We start from the raw sequence: 19,417 nt of genomic DNA on the forward strand, positions 1-19,417 counted from the left end.
GATGATCAAAAACTTATGTCTAAAGAAATGGTGGAAGCTTTTGCAACCTTAGAAAAAGAAAAAGGCATCAAGCAAGAAATTATTGTTGATGCAATCAAGGCTGCTTTAGTAGCTGCATATAAGAAAAATTATAATCAAGCTCAAAATGTAGAAGTTGTTTTTGATGAAAAAAAGGGCAATTTCAAGGTTAATGCAATTAAGACAGTTGTCGATGAAGTTCAAGATAGTCGTCTTGAAGTGAGTCTTAAAGATGCACTTGAAATTAATCGTGCGTATGAAGTTGGCGATGAAATCCGCTTTGAAGTAACTCCTAAAGATTTCGGCCGTTTAGCTGCACAAACCGCTAAACAAGTTATCATGCAACGTTTACGTGAGGCTGAAAGAGAACATATCATTAGTGAGTATTCTCAATATAAGGATGAAATTGTTACTGGTACAGTTGAAAGACGTGATAATCGCTTTGTTTACGTAAAGATTGGTAACGTTGAAGCTGTAATGCCACATAATGATCAATTACCAGGTGAAAATTATAATCCTCAAGATAAAGTTCGCGTTTTAGTAACTAGAGTAGGGTCTGATTCAAAAGGAGCTCAAATTACTGTTTCAAGAACTGCACCTGATTTAGTAAAACGTCTCTTTGAACAAGAAGTTCCAGAAGTTTATGATGGGACTGTAGAGATTGTATCAATTGCTCGTGAAGCGGGTGACAGGACTAAGATTGCTGTTAAGAGTAATGATCCTGATATTGATCCAGTTGGTACCTTAGTGGGACCAAAAGGAGCTCGGGTTCAAAATATTGTTAACGAATTAGGCGGAGAAAATATCGACGTTGTAAAATACGAAGAAAATCCATCTGATTTTATTGCCAATGCTTTGAATCCTGCAGAAGTGATTGCAGTTCAATTTAGTGGTGATGATGATGACAAGAATGCGCTAGTAATTGTTCCTGATTATCAATTGTCTTTAGCTATCGGAAAGCGTGGACAAAATGTTCGCCTTGCAGCCCGTTTGACAGGTTATAAGATTGACATTAAGCCTGAATCTCAAGTCGAATTTGTCGATTCAGAAGGCGATGACGTTGAAACAGATCAAGATATCGATGATAGTAATGAATCATCAAATGAAGAAACTACAGAATCTACTGCTGAACAACTAGAAGAAGATTCAAGCGATGATTTTCCAAATGGGGAAGATGTTGATTCAGCACTAGATGATGATGCAGATAAAGATGAGGAATAGGTGACTTTCTTTGAAAAAAAGAAAAATTCCAATGCGTAAGGATCTATTGACTAATACTATGCAACCTAAAAAAGAATTAGTTCGCGTAGTTGTTGACAAGGATAAAAATATTTCAGTAGATCCAACTGGAAAGAAGTCAGGTCGAGGAGCCTATGTATCTTTAGAACCTGATAAGATTGCTGAAGCGCAAAAAAATCAGGTTTTAGAAAAAAGCCTTGGTGTTAAAGTTTCAGCTGATTTTTATGATGATCTTTATGCATATGTTGATCATCAAAAAGCAAGAAAAGAATTGTTTGGTGATAAATAATTTTGCAAAACAAACAAAAAACTTTGAATTTACTTGGATTAGCGCAAAAAGCTGGAAAGCTAGCGACAGGATTTGATGCAGTAAAAATATCTTTAAGCAAAAATCAAGCAAAGTTAATTTTTATTGGTAGCGATGTGAGTCAGAATACTAAAAATAAGCTTGCTTTTTTGATGCGTAAAAAAGATGTTAAATTAGTTGATGTATTTTCTAGCGCTGAAATAACACAAGCACTTGGAAAAGAAAGAAAATTAGTTTCTGTTACAGATTCAGGTTTCAGCAAAGCAATGATAAAGAATTTAAACGAAGGAGTGTGATTTGATGGCTAAAAAACGTATTTATGAAGTAGCGAAAGAATTAGGCATTGAAAACAAAATTGTTGTAAAAAAGGCACAAGATTTGGGTTTTGATGTAAAGAGCCACATGTCCTCCCTAGATGATAAGCAAGTTTCTAAGTTAGTAGATAGTTTTAAGTCTGCTAATACTACTAAGCCATCTACTGAAAAGGATTCTAAAAATTCAAGTCGTAAAGAAAAAACAAAAATAAAAGTTTCTGTAGGTGCAATTCGTCGTCGTGATAATAGAAATGATCATGATAATCGCCATAGTAATAATAAACGCAGAAACAATAAGATTAAAAAGCAGCAAAATGATCGTCGTGCCGAACGAAATAAACCACAAGCAGAGGCTAAACCGGCAGCACGCGATTTATTGAATAAATTTAAGAAGAAGCAACGAGCTGAAGCTAGTGAATTAAACGCTCAGACTGAAGCTTCCCGCCGTAAATGGCATCAAGAACAAAATCCTCAAAGATCAAAGGTTAAAAAAGTGGAAAATACTCGTAAGCCAAAAGAAGAAAAACTCGAAGGAGCTGCAGCTGTAAAAGCTCGTGTACAAGCATCACAAAAACCAGTTGGTCCAAAGATTATAAAACCATCGCCGGCAAGAAACAAGGCAAAGAGACCTACTGTGAAGAAGGTTGAACCGATTGCTCCAGTTGTACCTGCTCCTCAAAAAGAAGAAGCAAAGCCAACTCGCAAAAAAGACTTTACTCGCAAGAAACGTGAAGTACCAGATTATGAACGTGAAAGAAGCGAACATTCTGATAAGGCACGTCGCCGTAGAAATAAGAAAAATAAGCGTATTAATCAAAGTAAAGAAGTTAAGAAGCAGCCAACCCAAAGAAAGGAACGTCCATTGCCAGAAACATTAGTTTATGAAGAAGGCATGAATGCTCAAGATTTAGGAAAACTTCTCCATAGAGAGCCTGCAGAAATTGTTAAAAAGCTCTTTATGCTTGGTGTCATGACTAACCAAAATCAGTCTTTAGACAAAGACACTATTGAACTCTTAGCAGCTGAATATGGTATTGAAGCACAAGAAAAAGTGCATGAAGATATTTCAGATATCGATACTTTGTATACTAAAGAAATGGAAGAATCCAAAGCTTCTAAGCATCAAGAAAAACGTCCCCCAGTTGTTACAATTATGGGACACGTTGACCATGGTAAGACTACTTTACTTGATAGATTGCGTCATACTAACGTTTCTGAACATGAAGCAGGTGGTATTACTCAAAAGATTGGTGCTTACCAAGTACGAATCGATGATCGTTTGATTACTTTCTTAGATACTCCAGGGCACGCAGCCTTTTCTAACATGCGTGCTCGTGGTGCTGAAATTACTGATATTGTTGTCTTAGTAGTTGCAGCTGATGATGGTGTAATGCCACAAACAATTGAAGCCATTGATCATGCTAAAAGTGCCGGTGTACCAATTATCGTTGCTGTTAACAAGATTGATAAGCCAGGTGCAAATCCAGATCACGTCATGGAACAACTTATGAAATATGGCTTAGTTCCTGAAGACTGGGGTGGCGATACAATCTTTGTTAAGATTTCTGCTAAGACAGGTAAAAATGTTGAAGAACTCTTGCAAATGATCTTGCTTCAAGCTGATGTTATGGAACTTAAAGCTGATCCTGATCAAAAGGCGATTGGTACTGTAATTGAAGCTCGTCTTGACAAAGGCCGTGGTTCAGTTGCCGACGTATTAGTTCAACAAGGTACTTTAAAGGTTGGAGATCCAATTGTTGTTGGCGATACGTTTGGTCGTGTTCGTGTTATGACTAACGATAAGGGACGTAGAGTTAAAAAGGCAACTCCATCTGCTCCTGTTGAAATTACCGGTTTAAACGATGTTCCAGAAGCAGCCGATAAGTTAGTGGTCTTTGAAGATGAAAAGACGGCTAGAAGTGTTGGTGAACAACGTGCTAAGAATGCTTTAGAGAAACAACGTGAAAATGTCCAACATGTTACTTTGGATAATTTGTTTGACACAATGAAGAAAGAAAACATGAAGGAAGTTGACATCGTTCTAAAGGCCGATGTTCAAGGTTCAGCTGAAGCATTGCAACAATCTCTTGAAAAGATTGAGGTTGAGGGCGTAAGAGTTAACATTATTCACTCTGGTGTTGGTGCAATCAATGAATCTGATGTTACATTAGCTGGTGCTTCAAATGCATTTATCGTTGGATTTAATGTTAGACCAACTAATACCGCCAAGAGTCAAGCAGATGCTGAAGGTGTAGATATTCGTCTTTATAACATTATTTACAAGGTTATGGATGATGTTGAAGCTGCTATGAAGGGTATGCTTGAACCTACATACGAAGAAAAGGTCACTGGAAACTTAACTGTTCGTGAAACTTGGAAGGTATCTAAGATTGGTACAATTGCTGGTGCTTTTGTTGATAATGGATATGTTACTAGAGATTCCGGTATTCGTGTAATTCGTGACGGTATTGTGAAATACGATGGAAAAGTTGCATCTCTTAAGCGTTTCAAGGATGATGTCAAGGAAGTTAAGCAAGGATTCGATTGTGGTATCACAATTGAAAACTTTAACGATATTAAGGTTGACGATCAACTTGAAGCCTACGAAATGCAAGAGGTACCTGTAAAATAGGCATCTTTTTTCACAAAAAGGAGCTTAATTATGAAACATAGAATTGGTCGTGTAGAAGGCGAGATCCTACGTGAACTAACAAAAATTTTACGTAAAGATATTCGTGACCCACGTTTAAGTGATATTACTATTACAGCTGTAGAATGCACAAATGATTTGTCATATGCAACTATTTACTACAGCTTGTTAACAGAAGACCCAGCAAAGGAAAAAGAAGTAGCTGAAGGACTTGATAAAGCAAAAGGAATGATGCGTCACTTGCTTGGTCAAACCTTGACTGTTTATAAAGTTCCTGAGTTGATTTTTAAACGTGATACTTCTGTTGCTTATGGTTCAAAAATTGATAATTTAATTAACCAAGTAAAGAAGCAAGATCAAGAACGTGAAAATAAGAATAAGTAAAAAGGCGCCGAAAGGCGTCTTTTATTTTGGAGATTAAGATATGCTGAATGGAATTGTAGTAGTAAATAAGCCACGTGGGGTAACAAGCAGTGATTGTGTTTATAAGTTAAGAAAGATACTTCAAATTAGAAATATTGGACATGCAGGCACGCTTGATCCTGAAGTAAATGGCGTATTACCAATTGCTATTGGACAAGCCACGAAATTGATCGAATTGATGCATGAAAAGCCCAAATCTTATATTGGAAGTGGAATGTTTGGACGGTCAACTGATAGCTATGATTTAGATGGTAAAACTATTGCTGAAGAAAAAATAAATACACCATTTACAAAAAGTGAGATTATTGCTGGAATGAAGCAGTTAACAGGAAAACTTGAACAGGTCCCTCCAATTTATTCAGCTGTAAGAGTAAATGGTAAAAGACTTTATGAATATGCTCGAGAAAATATTCCAGTTGAACGTCCCAAGAGAAAAGTCAATGTTTATAGTTATGAATTAACAAAAGATCCTGAGTACGATCCACTGGAAAAAACGGAAAGCTTTGATTTTGCAATTCGTTGCTCTAAAGGAACCTATGTCAGGTCATTAGTAAATGATCTGGGTGAAAAGTTAGGTGTTCCTGCTGTAATGACTAGTCTTACCCGAACTAGTAGTTCAGGCTATGACTTAAATCAAGCTGTAGATTTAGAAACAATTGAAGCAGAAGTAGATACTCCTGAAAAATGGCTTCAGCCAATTGATAGTTTTTTTGCTGAATTACCTCAACTTCAACTTTCGCCGGATCAATTTAAGCGGGTCTCAAACGGTGCAAGTATCAATTTAAATACCAGTTATGCTAAGGTCGCTTTGGTTTATAATGGTCATATAAAAGCTATTTATCAGCGACAAGGAAAAATCTATCGCCCTGAGATGATGCTTTTAAAAAATGAATAGCGAGAGTAAAAAATGAAAGTAATAACCTTAGATTATCCGATCTCTGCACCTATTACAAATCAAAAGGTAATCTTAACGTTAGGTTTTTTTGATGGGGTGCATATTGGTCATCAGAAACTTATTAAAGATGCAAAATTAATAGCCGAGGAGAAGAAGTTGCCATTAATGGTGATGACTTTTGATAAGCATCCTAAAGAGATATACAAAAATGATCATAAATTTGTTTATTTAGAAACGGCCCATGAAAAAGAACAAAAAATGGAAAAGCTGGGAGTAGATTATTTAGTGATTATTAAATTTACTAAAGAATTTAGTCAGCTTAAACCGCAGGATTTTGTAGATCAAGTAATTATGAAACTTAAAGCAGATACAGTTGTGGTAGGTTTTGATTATACTTATGGTCCAAAAGATATTGCTAATGTAGAAAATCTTCCCAAGTTTGCGCGAGGTAGGTTTCAAATTGTAGTGGAGCCTAAACAATCTATTGATAAAATTAAAGTTGGTTCCACCTACATTAGAAAGGCAATCCAAGGTGGAAATGTTGAATTAGCGGCTGCCTTACTAGGACAACCATATGAAACTTCAGGTATTATTGTTCATGGGTTTAGAAGAGGACATAAAATAGGCTTCCCGACTGCTAATCTTGATATTTCTGATGCTAAAGTTTTACCAGCTGAGGGAGTTTATGCAACCAGGGCTAAAATAAATGGAAAATGGCATGATGCTATGACTAGTGTTGGTTACAACGAAACTTTTAAAACAAACCACGGTTTAACAATTGAAACGAATATTTTTAATTTCGATGAGGAAGCATATGGTGAACCATTAACTTTAGCGTGGTACAAGTTTATACGTTCAAATAAAAAATTTTCTGGAATTGAAGAATTATCACGTCAACTAGACCAAGATAAACGAAATATAAAGCAATATTTCTATGATTTAGAAAAATAATTATTTGGATCTATCTTTTTATAATTAATGTGATAAAATGTCTTTATCAATTGAAATCTAATATTGAAAGAAGGTTACGCCATTGCGTTTTTAATCTTGCAAAATAGCATAGTTGAATTTTAATAATTATTTTTTCTTTTATAGGGGACAACTGTGCACTTTTGACAAGATTGAACGTAGATGGAATATCTTCTTTTTTGCTTAATAAGGAGAAAGTCTGCACTTGTCAAAAGTGTAGGCTTTTTTCGTGAGGTGATTATATGAGCAATATTAAGATTTCAAACCTTTCTTTTAAATATTCCGACAGTAGTGAAAATATTTTTAATAATTTAAATTTAGATTTGGATAGTAGTTGGAAATTAGGACTTGTAGGCAGAAATGGCAGAGGAAAGACAACATTCTTGAATCTGTTACGTGGAAAATTGCAAGGAACAGGAGCCATCAAAGCTAACCTTGAATTTAATTACTTTCCTCTTTATGTGGAAAATGAAGAACAATTAACTCTCTATGCTTTAGAAGAACAAGTTCAATTTGACCGGTGGGAACTTGAACGTGAATTGAATTTAATGCAAGTAGACGCTAATCTTATTTGGCAACCTTTTAATACTTTAAGTGGAGGGGAGCAAACTAAGATATTATTAGCTTTATCTTTTATTAATAAGGATGCTTTTCCATTAATTGACGAACCAACGAATCATTTAGACGAAGAGTCGCGAAAACAAGTGGTTAGATATTTGCAAAAACATTCGCAAGGTTATATTGTTGTGAGTCATGATCGAGATTTTTTAAATCAGGTAACTAATCATGTTCTTGCAATTGAAAATACAGAGATTCATTTATATCAGGGAAATTATGCAAGCTATGAAGATACTAAAGAGAAGCGTGATAAGTTTAACCAGGAGAAAAATGAAAAACTCCGTGGTCAAATTAAAACTTTAAATGCAAGTAGACAGCGTATTAAAGGATATTCACTTCAATCAGAAAATAATAAAAAAGCTAGTGCACATAAGAATGAAATTCATGCAGATATTAATAAGGGATTTTTTGGTCATAAGGCTGCTAAGATAATGAAAAGATCAAAAAATATTGAAAGAAGGATGAATAAAGATATCCAAGATAGAAAAGGTTTAATAAGGAATGTTGAATCTGTGCCAGAATTAGAGATGAATTTTCAACCAAACTATCACTCGACTTTATTAGAAACTCGGCATTTAGATTTGAAAGTTCAAGATAAAAAGTTGTTTAAAGACCTAAATTTAATTGTTAAAAAACGAGGAATTGTTTCCCTTGAAGGAAAAAATGGATCGGGAAAATCTACTTTTTTGAAAAGTGTTTTAAATAAAAATATAGATGTAACTTATCAAGGAATTTTAAGTTTAACTAATGGTTTAAAAATTTCCTATTTACCACAAAATTTTGTAGAATATTCAGGCACTTTGGCAGAATTTGTTCAAAAGGAACATTTGTCTTATGAGAAAATGCTTAATATGCTTAGAAAAATGGGTTTTCCTAGAACAAGTTTTGAGACGAGAATTGAAGAAATGAGCATGGGGCAGCAAAAAAGAGTGGCCATTGCTAAGTCATTAGTTGAAGAGGCTGACCTTTATCTGTGGGATGAGCCAGCAAATTACCTAGATGTGTTTAACCAAGATCAATTAATTGATGTTTTAAAGAAGGTTAAACCAGCGATGCTTTTAGTTGAGCATGATGAGTATTTTATTAGTCAAGTAGCAAGTAAACGGATAAAATTAAAGGTAGATGACTAGCAGATTGTATAGAAAGAATAAAAATGGCATTTGATTATAAAAAAGAATATAAAAATTTGTATCATCCAAAAAAGCAACCTGAAATTATTAAGGTTCCTAAAATGAATTACATCGCAGTTTCAGGAAGTGGAGATCCTAATCAGGAAGGTGGGACTTATCACAAGGCGTTAGAATTACTTTATGGGCTTGCCTATACTATCAAGATGAGCAAAAAAAGTGAGCATAAAATGCCAGGATATTTTGATTATGTAGTGCCACCACTTGAAGGACTATGGTGGTCAAAAGATAAGCAAAAAATTGATTATGCTCACAAGGAGAACTTCGCCTGGATATCGATGATTCGACTGCCTGATTTTGTTACAGAAAAGGAATTTAATTGGGCAGTTAAGACAGCTACTGAGAAGAAAAAGCAAGATTTTTTTCAAGTTAAATTCTTTACTTATGATGAAGGACTTTGCGCTCAGATAATGCACATTGGTAGTTATGATGATGAGCCAGCGACAATTGAAGAGATACATCGATTTGTAAAAAAAGAAAATTATCAGATAGATATTCAAAATCCACGCTATCATCATGAAATATATTTAAGTGATCCAAGGAGAACTAAGACTGAAAGGCGTAAAACTGTAATTAGACTACCAATTAAATGATTAAGGTAAGCACTTGTTGCTTATCTTTTTTTATAAAAAGCAAATTTAATTAGCACTCTGCTTGCACAATTGCTAAGTTATGGTATCATATTAATTGTTAGCACAAGAGGAAGAAGAGTGCTAATGATGGGGGCGAGAAAATGTTGACTGAACGGCAAGAACTTATTTTAAAGACTATTATTATGGACTTTACTCAGTCTCATGAGCCAGTAGGTTCTAAGACCGTGATGAATCAACTGCCTGTCAAGGTTTCAAGTGCTACAGTTCGAAATGAAATGGCGGCACTAGAAGAAAAGGGACTACTTGAGAAGACTCATTCTTCAAGTGGTAGAATTCCTTCAACTGCTGGTTATCGGTATTACTTAGATCATTTGATTAATCCCGTAAAAATACCAGCATCCGTCTATAATCGAATTATTTATCAATTAGACCAACCCTTTCAACAAGTTAATGAAATCGTACAAGAAGCTGCAAAAATTCTGTCTGATTTAACTAATTACACTGCTTTTGCAGCGGGTCCTGAAACTCGCTCGGTTAAAGTAACTGGTTTTAGGATCGTTCCCCTTTCAAGCCATCAAGTGATGGCAATATTAGTTACGGATGACGGTAATGTAAAGAATCAAATCTACACGTTACCTCATCATACAAATGGGGAGGAGATTGAAAAAGCAGTTCGACTAATTAATGATCAATTAGTTGGAAAACCACTTAGTTCAGTTAATGAAGTGTTACTTAAGAGAATTGCAGACCATCTAGTTGCTGGTGGATCAGCAACTGAAATTTTGGATTTGCTTCAAGATGTTATTAAGGATGCTGCTAGTGAGCAAATGTATGTGGATGGTCAGATTAATCTTTTGAGTAATTATGAAAGTGACGATTTAGCTAAAGTTAAATCTCTCTACAAATTAATTGATCAAAATGATGCTATTTCAAGCTTGATTGGTTTTAATCCTAAAGATGAAATTAAGAATGATTCAAAGTCGAAAGTTCAAGTTAAGTTAGGTTCTGAATTACAATCAGATCTACTTGAAGATTATAGTTTGTTGACTGCACAATATAGCGTTGGTAAATATGGTAAAGGAACAATAGCATTACTTGGACCAACTAACATGCCATACTCGCAGATGATCGGATTACTCGAGTATTTTAGGAATGAACTAGCAAAGAAATTGTTAGATTATTATGGTAGATTTAAGTAAGGAGGTTAGCTGTGAGTAAAGAAGAGTTTCCGCATGAAAAAGATTTAAAAGACGAGGTGACCCCAGATAAGGCACCAAAGAAAGATCCAAAAGCAACTCCGAAAGAGGAAGTTAAGGAAAATCCAGCAAAAGATTATGAAAAAGAAATCGCTGAATTGAGAGCTAAGAATAAGGATCTTGAAGATAAATATCTACGTAGTGAAGCTGAGATTCAGAATATGCAAGCACGTTATGCAAAAGAGCGTGCGCAATTGATTAAATATGAATCTCAAAGCCTCGCTAAAGAAGTTTTGCCAGCAATGGATAACTTAGAACGCGCGTTAGCTATTAAAGCAGATGATGAGGCAGCTAAGCAACTCCAAAAGGGTGTTCAGATGACACTTGACTCATTAGTTAAATCAATGAAAGATCAAGGAATCACTGAAATCAAAGCCGAAGGTGAAACTTTTGACCCTGCGCTACATCAAGCTGTTCAAACTGTTGCAGCAGAAAATGATGATCAAAAGGATCACGTAGTTAAAGTTTTACAAAAAGGATATCAATATAAAGATAGAACATTAAGACCAGCAATGGTTGTAGTGGCTCAATAAGAAAGGAAGTTACATATATGTCAAAAGTTATTGGTATTGACTTAGGTACGACTAACTCAGCTGTTGCCGTACTTGAAGGAAAAGAACCTAAGATTATTACTAACCCAGAAGGTAACCGTACGACTCCTTCTGTAGTTGCCTTTAAGAATGGTGAAATTCAAGTTGGGGAAGTTGCTAAGCGTCAAGCTATTACTAACCCTAACACTATTGTTTCAATTAAGAGCCATATGGGTGAAGAAGGTTACAAGGTTAAGGTTGGCGATAAGGAATATACTCCACAAGAAATTTCAGCCTTTATTTTGCAATACATTAAAAAGTTTTCTGAAGATTACTTAGGTGAAAAGGTAACTGATGCAGTTATCACTGTTCCTGCTTATTTCAATGACGCACAACGTCAAGCTACTAAAGATGCCGGAAAGATTGCTGGTTTAAATGTTCAAAGAATTATCAACGAACCAACAGCTTCTGCTTTAGCATATGGTCTTGATAAAGATGAAAATGATGAAAAAGTTTTAGTATATGACCTTGGTGGTGGTACTTTTGATGTTTCCATCTTGCAACTAGGTGATGGTGTCTTCCAAGTATTGTCAACTAATGGTGATACTCACCTTGGTGGTGATGACTTCGATAAGAGAATTATGGATTGGTTAATCCAAAACTTTAAGGAAGAAAATGGTGTTGACTTATCTAATGATAAGATGGCATTACAACGTTTAAAGGATGCTGCTGAAAAGGCTAAGAAAGACTTATCTGGCGTTTCATCAACTCACATTTCACTTCCATTCATTTCTGCTGGAGAAGCTGGTCCTCTTCACCTTGAAGCTGATTTAACTCGTGCTAAGTTTGATGAATTAACTGATGACTTAGTTCAAAAGACTAAGATTGCTTTTGACAATGCATTAAGTGATGCTGGCTTGAGCGTAAGTGATATTGACAAAGTTATTTTGAATGGTGGTTCAACTCGTATTCCTGCAGTTCAAAAAGCTGTTAAGGAATGGGCTGGAAAAGAACCTGATCACTCAATTAACCCTGATGAAGCTGTTGCTTTAGGTGCAGCAATTCAAGGTGGTGTTATTTCTGGTGATGTTAAGGATATCGTTTTACTTGATGTCACTCCATTATCACTTGGTATTGAAACTATGGGTGGTGTCTTCACTAAGTTAATTGATAGAAACACTACTATCCCAACTTCAAAGAGCCAAATCTTCTCAACTGCAGCAGATAATCAACCAGCTGTTGATGTTCACGTTCTTCAAGGTGAACGTCCAATGGCAGCAGATGATAAGACTTTAGGACGTTTTGAATTAACTGATATTCCACCAGCACCACGTGGTGTTCCACAAATTCAAGTTACTTTCGATATCGACAAGAACGGTATTGTAAATGTTTCTGCTAAGGATATGGGTACTGGTAAGGAACAAAAGATTACCATTAAGAGTTCTTCTGGTCTATCAGACGAAGAAATTAAGAAGATGCAAAAAGATGCTGAAGAGCATGCTGAAGAAGATAAGAAGCGTAAGGAAGAAGTTGATTTACGTAATGAAGTAGATCAATTAATCTTTACTACTGAAAAGACTTTGAAAGAAACTAAGGGTAAAGTTCCTGAAACTGAAACCAAGAATGTTCAAGATGCTTTGGATGCTTTGAAGAAAGCTCAAAAAGATAACAACTTGGATGAAATGAAAGAAAAGAAGGAAGCTTTATCAAAGGCTGCTCAAGATTTAGCTGTTAAACTTTACCAACAAAACGGTGGTGCTCAAGGTGCTGCTGGTCAAGCTGGACCTCAAGGAGCGCAAGGTGGTCAACCAAATAATGATAATGGCTCAAGCAACGGTCAAGGTGGTTCAACTGTTGATGGAGACTTTCACAAGGTAGACCCTGACAAGTAAAAAGATTTATAATTAAATCAAACAAGAAAAGAACTGCGTGATTGTAGTTCTTTTCTTTTATGAATGAAGGAGTTTTCAGATGGCACAACGTGATTATTATGATGTGCTGGGTGTTGATAAGAATGCTAGTGAAAGCGACATTAACAAGGCTTACCGCAAGCTGGCAAAAAAATATCACCCAGACTTAAACCATGAACCTGGCGCTGAAGAAAAATACAAAGAAGTAAATGAAGCATACGAGGTTCTGCATGATAAGCAAAAAAGGGCTCAATATGATCAATTTGGTCAAGCCGGTGTAAACGGTCAAGCTGGTTTTGGCGGTCAAGGTTATGGTGGCTTTGGTGGCCAAGGTGGTTATTCATCTCAAGGCTTTGGTGATTTTGGTGATATTTTTGGTGATATCTTTGGTTCAGCTTTTGGTGGTGGACGAAGTCGAGTAGATCCAACTGCTCCTCAAAAGGGTCAAGACTTGGATTATACAATGACAATTGACTTCATGGATGCGATCAAAGGCAAGAAGACAGATATTACTTACACAAGAAGTGAAGTTTGCCCAACTTGTGATGGTTCAGGTGCTGAAAAGGGAACTCACCCAATTACCTGTGACAAGTGTCACGGAACTGGTGTCATGACTGTAACTCGTCAAACGCCACTTGGAGTCATCCAGCAGCAAACTACATGTGATAAATGTGGTGGACGTGGTACGATCATTAAACATCCATGTCAAACTTGCCATGGTAAAGGAACCGTTGATAAAAAGCAAACACTTGAAGTTAAAGTCCCAGCTGGTATTGACAATGGTCAACAAATTCGCTTAAGTGGTCAAGGCGAAGCAGGTAAGAATGGTGGCCCTTATGGGGATTTGTATATTGTCTTTAGAGTTAAACCAAGCAAAGAATTTAGAAGAAATGGTACTACTATTTATAGTGATGCACCTATTTCCTTTGCTCAAGCAGCTTTGGGCGATAAAATTCGCGTAAATACTGTTCATGGACCGGTTGACTTGACTATTCCAGCTGGTACTCAACCTAATACTAACTTTAAGTTACGTGGTCAAGGCGTCCCTAAGATTAACGGTACTGGCAATGGAGATCAAGAAGTAACGGTTAAGGTTGTTATTCCAAAGAAAATTAACGATAAACAAAAAGAAGCTTTAGTTGATTATGTTAAAGCTGGTGGAGGAAATATTTCACCTCAAGAAAAGAACTTTTTTGAACGTTTAAAAGATAAATTAAACGGAGAATAAAAGTTAAAAGCGTATATCTCTATGAATAATGAGATATACGCTTTATTTTTAGTAAAAATTATCTTTGAAAATATTACATTAAGAATTTTATCTAAGTATCAGCCTTTGATATAATTAATAGAGCGAAAAAGGTGAGAACATGGATATTAAAAAATTACAAGACTATCAAAAACATATTCGGAATTTTTCGATCGTTGCTCATATTGATCATGGTAAGTCAACGATTGCAGATCGTATTTTAGAATTAACCGATACTGTATCTGAACGTCAAATGAAAAATCAATTACTTGATGATATGCCATTAGAGCGTCAACGCGGTATTACCATTAAACTTAATTCGGTAGAAGTAAAATATCATGCTAAAGATGGAGAAACATATATTTTTCACTTAATTGATACTCCGGGACATGTAGACTTTTCTTATGAAGTTTCGCGTTCTTTGGCAGCCTGTGAAGGAGCACTTTTAGTAGTAGATGCAACCCAAGGTGTTCAAGCGCAAACTTTAGCTAATACTTATCTAGCAATTGACGATGATTTGGAAATTTTGCCAGTCATTAATAAGATTGATTTGCCTTCAGCTGATCCTGAAATGTGCAAAAACGAAATTGAAGAGATGATTGGACTCGATGCCTCTGATGCTGTTGAAGTGTCCGGTAAGACAGGTCAAGGAATTCCTGAACTACTTGAGGAAATTGTTAAAAAGGTACCAGCACCAACTGGTGATTTGAATGCTCCTTTGAAGGCCTTAATTTTTGATTCAAAATATGATGATTATCGCGGGGTCGTTTTATCGGTTCGAATTGAAGAAGGAACTGTAAAACCTGGTGATAAGATTCGAATTATGAATACTGGGAAAGAATTTGAAGTGACAGAGGTTGGTGTTTCAAGTCCTCATCCTGTTAAAAAAGATATGCTTATTGCAGGGGACGTAGGATACTTGACTGCGAATATCAAGTCTGTTCGTGAAACTCGTGTAGGTGATACGATTACTAGCGCTGAAAATCCAACTGAGAAACCACTTCCCGGTTACCGCCAAATTCCACCAATGGTTTACTCTGGTATGTATCCAGTTGATAATCAAAAATATGATGATTTAAAAGAAGCACTGCAAAAATTGCAGTTAAATGATGCTGCCTTAGAGTTTGAACCTGAAACTTCTCAAGCATTAGGTTTTGGCTTCCGTTGTGGCTTTTTGGGATTGCTTCATATGGATGTGGTACAAGAAAGACTTGAGCAAGAATTTGGTATGGATTTAATTATGACTGCACCAAGTGTAGACTACCATGCAATTATGAATGATGGTTCAACTAAATTAATTGATAATCCTGCTGATTTACCAGATGCTGGTGAATATAAAGAAGTTCAAGAACCTTATGTTAAGGCAGAAGTGATGGTGCCAAATGACTTTGTAGGTCCAGTAATGGAGCTATGTCAGCGAAAACGCGGAGAATTTGTAACTATGGATTATTTAGACAAATACCGTGTTAATGTTATTTACAATATGCCCCTAGCTGAAATTATTTATGATTTCTTTGACGAACTAAAGTCTTCAACTAAAGGTTATGCTTCTCTTGATTACGAAATAACAGGTTATCGTGCAACAGACTTAGTTAAGATTGATATGTTGCTTAATAAAGAGCCAATTGATGCTCTTAGTTTCATTGCACATCGTGAAGAGGCTCAAAATCGTGCTCGTCAAATGACAACAATGCTTAAGAAGTTAATTCCACGTCAAAACTTTGAAGTTGATATTCAAGGTGCAATTGGTGCTAAAATTATTTCTCGTGCGACAATTAAACCATATCGTAAGGATGTTACTTGGAAAATTCATACTGGTGACCCAGATAGACGTGCTAAATTACTTGAAAAGCAGCGTCGTGGTAAGAAGAGAATGAAGGCAGTCGGAAAGGTAGAAGTACCCCAAGACGCATTTATGGCTGTTCTAAAAATGAATGATGACGATATTAAAGGTAAATAATTGTAACTTTCTTGACGTACTAAGCTTTTTGGTACGTCTTTTTTGATTTTTAAAAATATATAATAGTCTTTCAGCAAGTTATAGCTAACTTGATTTAGTATGTTTTTTGAAAAATGTGTTAGAATTTATAACAGCATTAATAAAATTGAGGATAAAAAACGTATGGCAAAAAAAACAAGAAATACTTCTAAAAAAGCTTGGATAGTTAGAATTGCTGCGATTATTTTATTAATCATCGGTTTAGGGATGATTTTTAATAGTCAAATCCGAGATTTCATGGTTCGACAAAATCAGACTACTGCTTTGAAGAACTTAAACAAAGATACTGTTAAAAAAAATCAAGCAAAAAAAGGAATGTTCGATTTCTCAAAAGTTGAAGAAATTGATTTTGGAAAGGTGACTAAATCAAGGGTTAATAATACTGCTGATGCAATTGGCGCAATCGCAATTCCAAGTGTAAAAATGTATCTTCCAATTATGAAGGGGTTAAGTAATGATGCCATGTCGACTGGTGGTGGAACAATGCGTCCAGACCAAGTTATGGGCAAGGGAAACTATCCTTTAGCAGGTCACTATATGACAGCCAAGGGTGTTTTATTTTCACCACTTGAAGACACTAAATTGGGCGAAAAAGTATACTTAACTAATCTTGATAAAATTTATATTTATCGAATTTATATGAAAAAGGTTGTAGACCCAACTGCTGTTTGGTTAGTCGATAATACTAAGCAAAATATTGTTACTTTAATTACATGTGCTGATGGTGGTGTTAATCGCTGGGCGATTAGGGGAAAATTAATTGCTGAAAAGCCAGCTACAGATAAGAATTTACAAGTTTTCAAACTTAAATAAAGAGGATTTGCTTTTGTTGAAGAAGTAAATCCTCTTTAACTTTTGCTATAATAGAAACTTAGATGTTATAAATGATTTAGGTGAACTAAAAATAATGAAATGGCAACAAAGACAAGCAAGTAGTTTAGATCAAGAATTAATTGAAGATTATGGATTAACAGATATTCAAGCTAAGCTTTTCGCATTAAGAGGTATTAATACCGCGGAGAAGTTGGATTTTTGGCTAAATGCAGATGAAAATGATTTGGCCGATCCGTTTTTAATGCACGATATGGAAAAGTCTATTAACCGCATTAATCAGGCAATTGATAATGGTGAAAAAATAACTATCTATGGTGATTATGATGCTGATGGGATCACGGCAACTAGCATCATGATGGATACCTTAGAAATTTTAGGTGCCGATGTTCACTTTTTTATTCCGGATCGTTTTAAAGATGGATACGGTCCAAGTATGAGCCGTTACCAAGAGATAGTAGAGGATGGGACTAAATTAATCATTACGGTTGATAATGGGGTAACCGGTGTTGAAGAAGTTAAATATGCCCAGGAACATGGCGTTGACGTAATATTAACTGACCACCATACATTTCAGGATCAAAAACCAGCTGCTTTTAGTACAGTTCACTGTAACTATCCTGGTCAAAAATATCCATTTGATGATTATTGCGGAGCCGGTGTTGCTTATACAATGTGCCGAGCACTAATGCAGGATACAATGCCAGAACTATTAGATTTAGCCATGATTGGAACTATAGGCGATATGGTTAAAGTAACAGGTGAAGGACATATTATCGTTAAGCGTGGCTTAGATATTCTGAACCAAACAGAGCGTCCAGGATTACGAGCTTTAATTAAGCAAGCTGGTTTAACCATGGGACAGATTACAGCCACTGATGTTGGCTTTAATATCGCTCCTAGATTAAATGCTGTGGGTCGTCTGGCAGACGCGAGTTTAGCGGTTGAACTACTTTTGAGTGATGATGAAGAACAGGCTGAAGAAATAGCAGCGAAAATAGAAGAATTAAATAATGAAAGAAAAGAGCTTACAGCTGAAGTTTATGAAAAATGTTTGGCTCAAGTTGAAGAAAAAGGGTGGCAACATCGAAATACATTAGTATTATATGATCCTGACTTTCATGAGGGCGTGTTAGGCTTAGTAGCCAATAAAGTTGTTGAGAAGCTTCATAAACCCACGCTTGTTCTTACCGAGGATGAAAATGGTGAATTAAAAGGCTCAGGTCGGTCAAGCGAAGGCTTTAATTTATTTGATGCTTTAGAACCAATGAAAGATGATTTTTTAGATAAATTTGGCGGACATGATTTTGCCTGTGGCTTATCTTTAAAGGTTGATAAACTTGAAGAGTTGCGTTCACGTTTTGAAAAAAGTTTTAAGCCAAGTACGGATCTTGAAGTAAAAGATTTTGATTTTGAATTAAATTTGAGAGAAGTTACACCAGATACATTAACAGAAATTAATTTGGTTGGTCCCTTTGGAACTGGAAATCCTGAGCCTGTATTTAGTATTAGCGAACCGCACATCAAGAGCCTATTTAAGATGGGAAAAGATAAGAATCATGTTAAGTTTACTGCAGAAAAAAATAATGGCAAGCTAACAATTGTTGGCTTTAATAAAGGATTTTTGAATCAGAACTTGCTTCCTTTTATCAAAGAATTATATGTAACTTTAGCGCTCAATAGCTGGAAGAATGTTTCGTCTGTTCAAGGAATGCTAGCTGGTATTGAATATGGAGCACCCAAACTAGCTGTTTTTGATCAAGTGATAGACATGAGGCAAGAAGATTATGTGATGGGATTTGCGGATAAGTATTTGATTTTTGATAAAAATACTATTTCTTGGGCTAGAAATGGTTTAGGAATTCCAGAAGAAAAGATTAGTCTTGCTAGAGATTATCATGGAAATTCTGAGGTTGTAGCTTTATTAGATACTCCGCGTAATCAGGTTGAATTAAATACCGCTTTAGAAAATAAATATCATCAGCTCTATCTGCGTTTTTTATTTGATAGATTGCCAATTACTAATTTGCCTAGTAGGGATGCTTTTGGCAAAACATTGAAATATATTTATGCTCACCCCAATCTAACTGTTGAAGATTATCAGGTAGTATCTGTTTATCTCGGCTTAGATTATCAAGCTGTTTTGTTTATTTTAAGAGTGTTCTTTGAATTACGCTTTGTTTCATTTATTGATGGAAAAATTATTGGCAATAAACGTCCTGAAAGTAAAAAACTAACTGCTTCAAAGTATTTTACCAGTGTAGCATCACAGATTAAATTTAAAAATCAGCTAAAGACAATACCTAGTGATCAACTAATTAGTTATGTTAAGCAATATTTAAAGTGATCATTACTAGTTATAAATTAATAAAAAGTTCGGTATAAAACTGATTTTAATCTAAAAATTTGGTAAAATATACAGGTCAAAGGCC

Annotated in this window: 16 protein-coding genes; all 16 read left to right on the forward strand. The window is 35.5% G+C overall.

Translation table 11 applies throughout. The features are described from left to right. The first annotated feature begins 15 nt into the window (after window positions 1–15). The 16 genes from nusA (at window position 16) to recJ (ending at window position 19,332) form a co-directional block, all read left to right on the forward strand. Window positions 16–1,239, forward strand: coding sequence for a transcription termination factor NusA (gene nusA, locus LpgJCM5343_RS03870; RefSeq protein ID WP_020806912.1), 1,224 nt, complete (start codon window positions 16–18; stop codon window positions 1,237–1,239). 10 nt (window positions 1,240–1,249) lie between these two features. Further along, on the forward strand, window positions 1,250–1,546 hold the full coding sequence (gene rnpM, locus LpgJCM5343_RS03875; protein ID WP_003649028.1) for an RNase P modulator RnpM: 297 nt from the start codon (window positions 1,250–1,252) through the stop codon (window positions 1,544–1,546). A gap of 2 nt (window positions 1,547–1,548) precedes the next feature. After that, window positions 1,549–1,860, forward strand: a complete 312-nt coding sequence (locus tag LpgJCM5343_RS03880; RefSeq protein WP_101890616.1) for a L7Ae/L30e/S12e/Gadd45 family ribosomal protein — start codon at window positions 1,549–1,551, stop codon at window positions 1,858–1,860. Between the two features lie 4 nt (window positions 1,861–1,864). Continuing rightward, a complete protein-coding gene (gene infB, locus LpgJCM5343_RS03885; protein WP_003649026.1) occupies window positions 1,865–4,510 on the forward strand; it encodes a translation initiation factor IF-2 in 2,646 nt (881 codons plus the stop codon). 30 nt (window positions 4,511–4,540) lie between these two features. Then, the gene (locus LpgJCM5343_RS03890; RefSeq protein ID WP_003647478.1) at window positions 4,541–4,912 is read left to right on the forward strand and encodes a ribosome-binding factor A; all 372 of its coding nucleotides are present in this window, start codon (window positions 4,541–4,543) and stop codon (window positions 4,910–4,912) included. Between the two features lie 40 nt (window positions 4,913–4,952). Next, on the forward strand, window positions 4,953–5,846 hold the full coding sequence (truB, locus tag LpgJCM5343_RS03895; protein ID WP_101890618.1) for a tRNA pseudouridine(55) synthase TruB: 894 nt from the start codon (window positions 4,953–4,955) through the stop codon (window positions 5,844–5,846). A gap of 12 nt (window positions 5,847–5,858) precedes the next feature. Next, window positions 5,859–6,797 (forward strand): riboflavin biosynthesis protein RibF, encoded by a 939-nt coding sequence (ribF, locus tag LpgJCM5343_RS03900; protein WP_003649024.1) that lies wholly within the window; start codon window positions 5,859–5,861, stop codon window positions 6,795–6,797. A gap of 260 nt (window positions 6,798–7,057) precedes the next feature. After that, complete coding sequence (gene abc-f / locus LpgJCM5343_RS03905; RefSeq protein WP_101890619.1) at window positions 7,058–8,563, forward strand: ribosomal protection-like ABC-F family protein; 1,506 nt, start codon at window positions 7,058–7,060, stop codon at window positions 8,561–8,563. A gap of 23 nt (window positions 8,564–8,586) precedes the next feature. After that, window positions 8,587–9,213, forward strand: coding sequence for a GyrI-like domain-containing protein (locus LpgJCM5343_RS03910; RefSeq protein ID WP_101890620.1), 627 nt, complete (start codon window positions 8,587–8,589; stop codon window positions 9,211–9,213). 140 nt (window positions 9,214–9,353) lie between these two features. Then, window positions 9,354–10,412 carry a heat-inducible transcriptional repressor HrcA gene (gene hrcA, locus LpgJCM5343_RS03915; RefSeq protein WP_020806904.1) on the forward strand — a complete coding sequence of 353 codons (1,059 nt, stop codon included), beginning with the start codon at window positions 9,354–9,356 and terminating at the stop codon, window positions 10,410–10,412. A gap of 11 nt (window positions 10,413–10,423) precedes the next feature. After that, window positions 10,424–11,002, forward strand: a complete 579-nt coding sequence (grpE, locus tag LpgJCM5343_RS03920; RefSeq protein WP_101890621.1) for a nucleotide exchange factor GrpE — start codon at window positions 10,424–10,426, stop codon at window positions 11,000–11,002. A 17-nt stretch (window positions 11,003–11,019) separates the two neighbouring features. Then, window positions 11,020–12,891, forward strand: coding sequence for a molecular chaperone DnaK (dnaK, locus tag LpgJCM5343_RS03925; protein ID WP_003649020.1), 1,872 nt, complete (start codon window positions 11,020–11,022; stop codon window positions 12,889–12,891). A 79-nt stretch (window positions 12,892–12,970) separates the two neighbouring features. Then, entirely contained in the window at window positions 12,971–14,137 is a 1,167-nt protein-coding gene (gene dnaJ / locus LpgJCM5343_RS03930) for a molecular chaperone DnaJ (RefSeq protein ID WP_049159560.1), read from the forward strand. A 139-nt stretch (window positions 14,138–14,276) separates the two neighbouring features. Continuing rightward, the gene (lepA, locus tag LpgJCM5343_RS03935; protein ID WP_003649018.1) at window positions 14,277–16,115 is read left to right on the forward strand and encodes a translation elongation factor 4; all 1,839 of its coding nucleotides are present in this window, start codon (window positions 14,277–14,279) and stop codon (window positions 16,113–16,115) included. A 162-nt stretch (window positions 16,116–16,277) separates the two neighbouring features. After that, window positions 16,278–16,967 (forward strand): class A sortase, encoded by a 690-nt coding sequence (locus LpgJCM5343_RS03940; RefSeq protein ID WP_101890622.1) that lies wholly within the window; start codon window positions 16,278–16,280, stop codon window positions 16,965–16,967. Window positions 16,968–17,061: 94 nt separating this feature from the next. Then, on the forward strand, window positions 17,062–19,332 hold the full coding sequence (gene recJ, locus LpgJCM5343_RS03945; protein WP_101890623.1) for a single-stranded-DNA-specific exonuclease RecJ: 2,271 nt from the start codon (window positions 17,062–17,064) through the stop codon (window positions 19,330–19,332). Window positions 19,333–19,417 lie beyond the last annotated feature (85 nt).

This window comes from Lactobacillus paragasseri, from assembly GCF_003584685.1.
Classification (GTDB): domain Bacteria; phylum Bacillota; class Bacilli; order Lactobacillales; family Lactobacillaceae; genus Lactobacillus; species Lactobacillus paragasseri.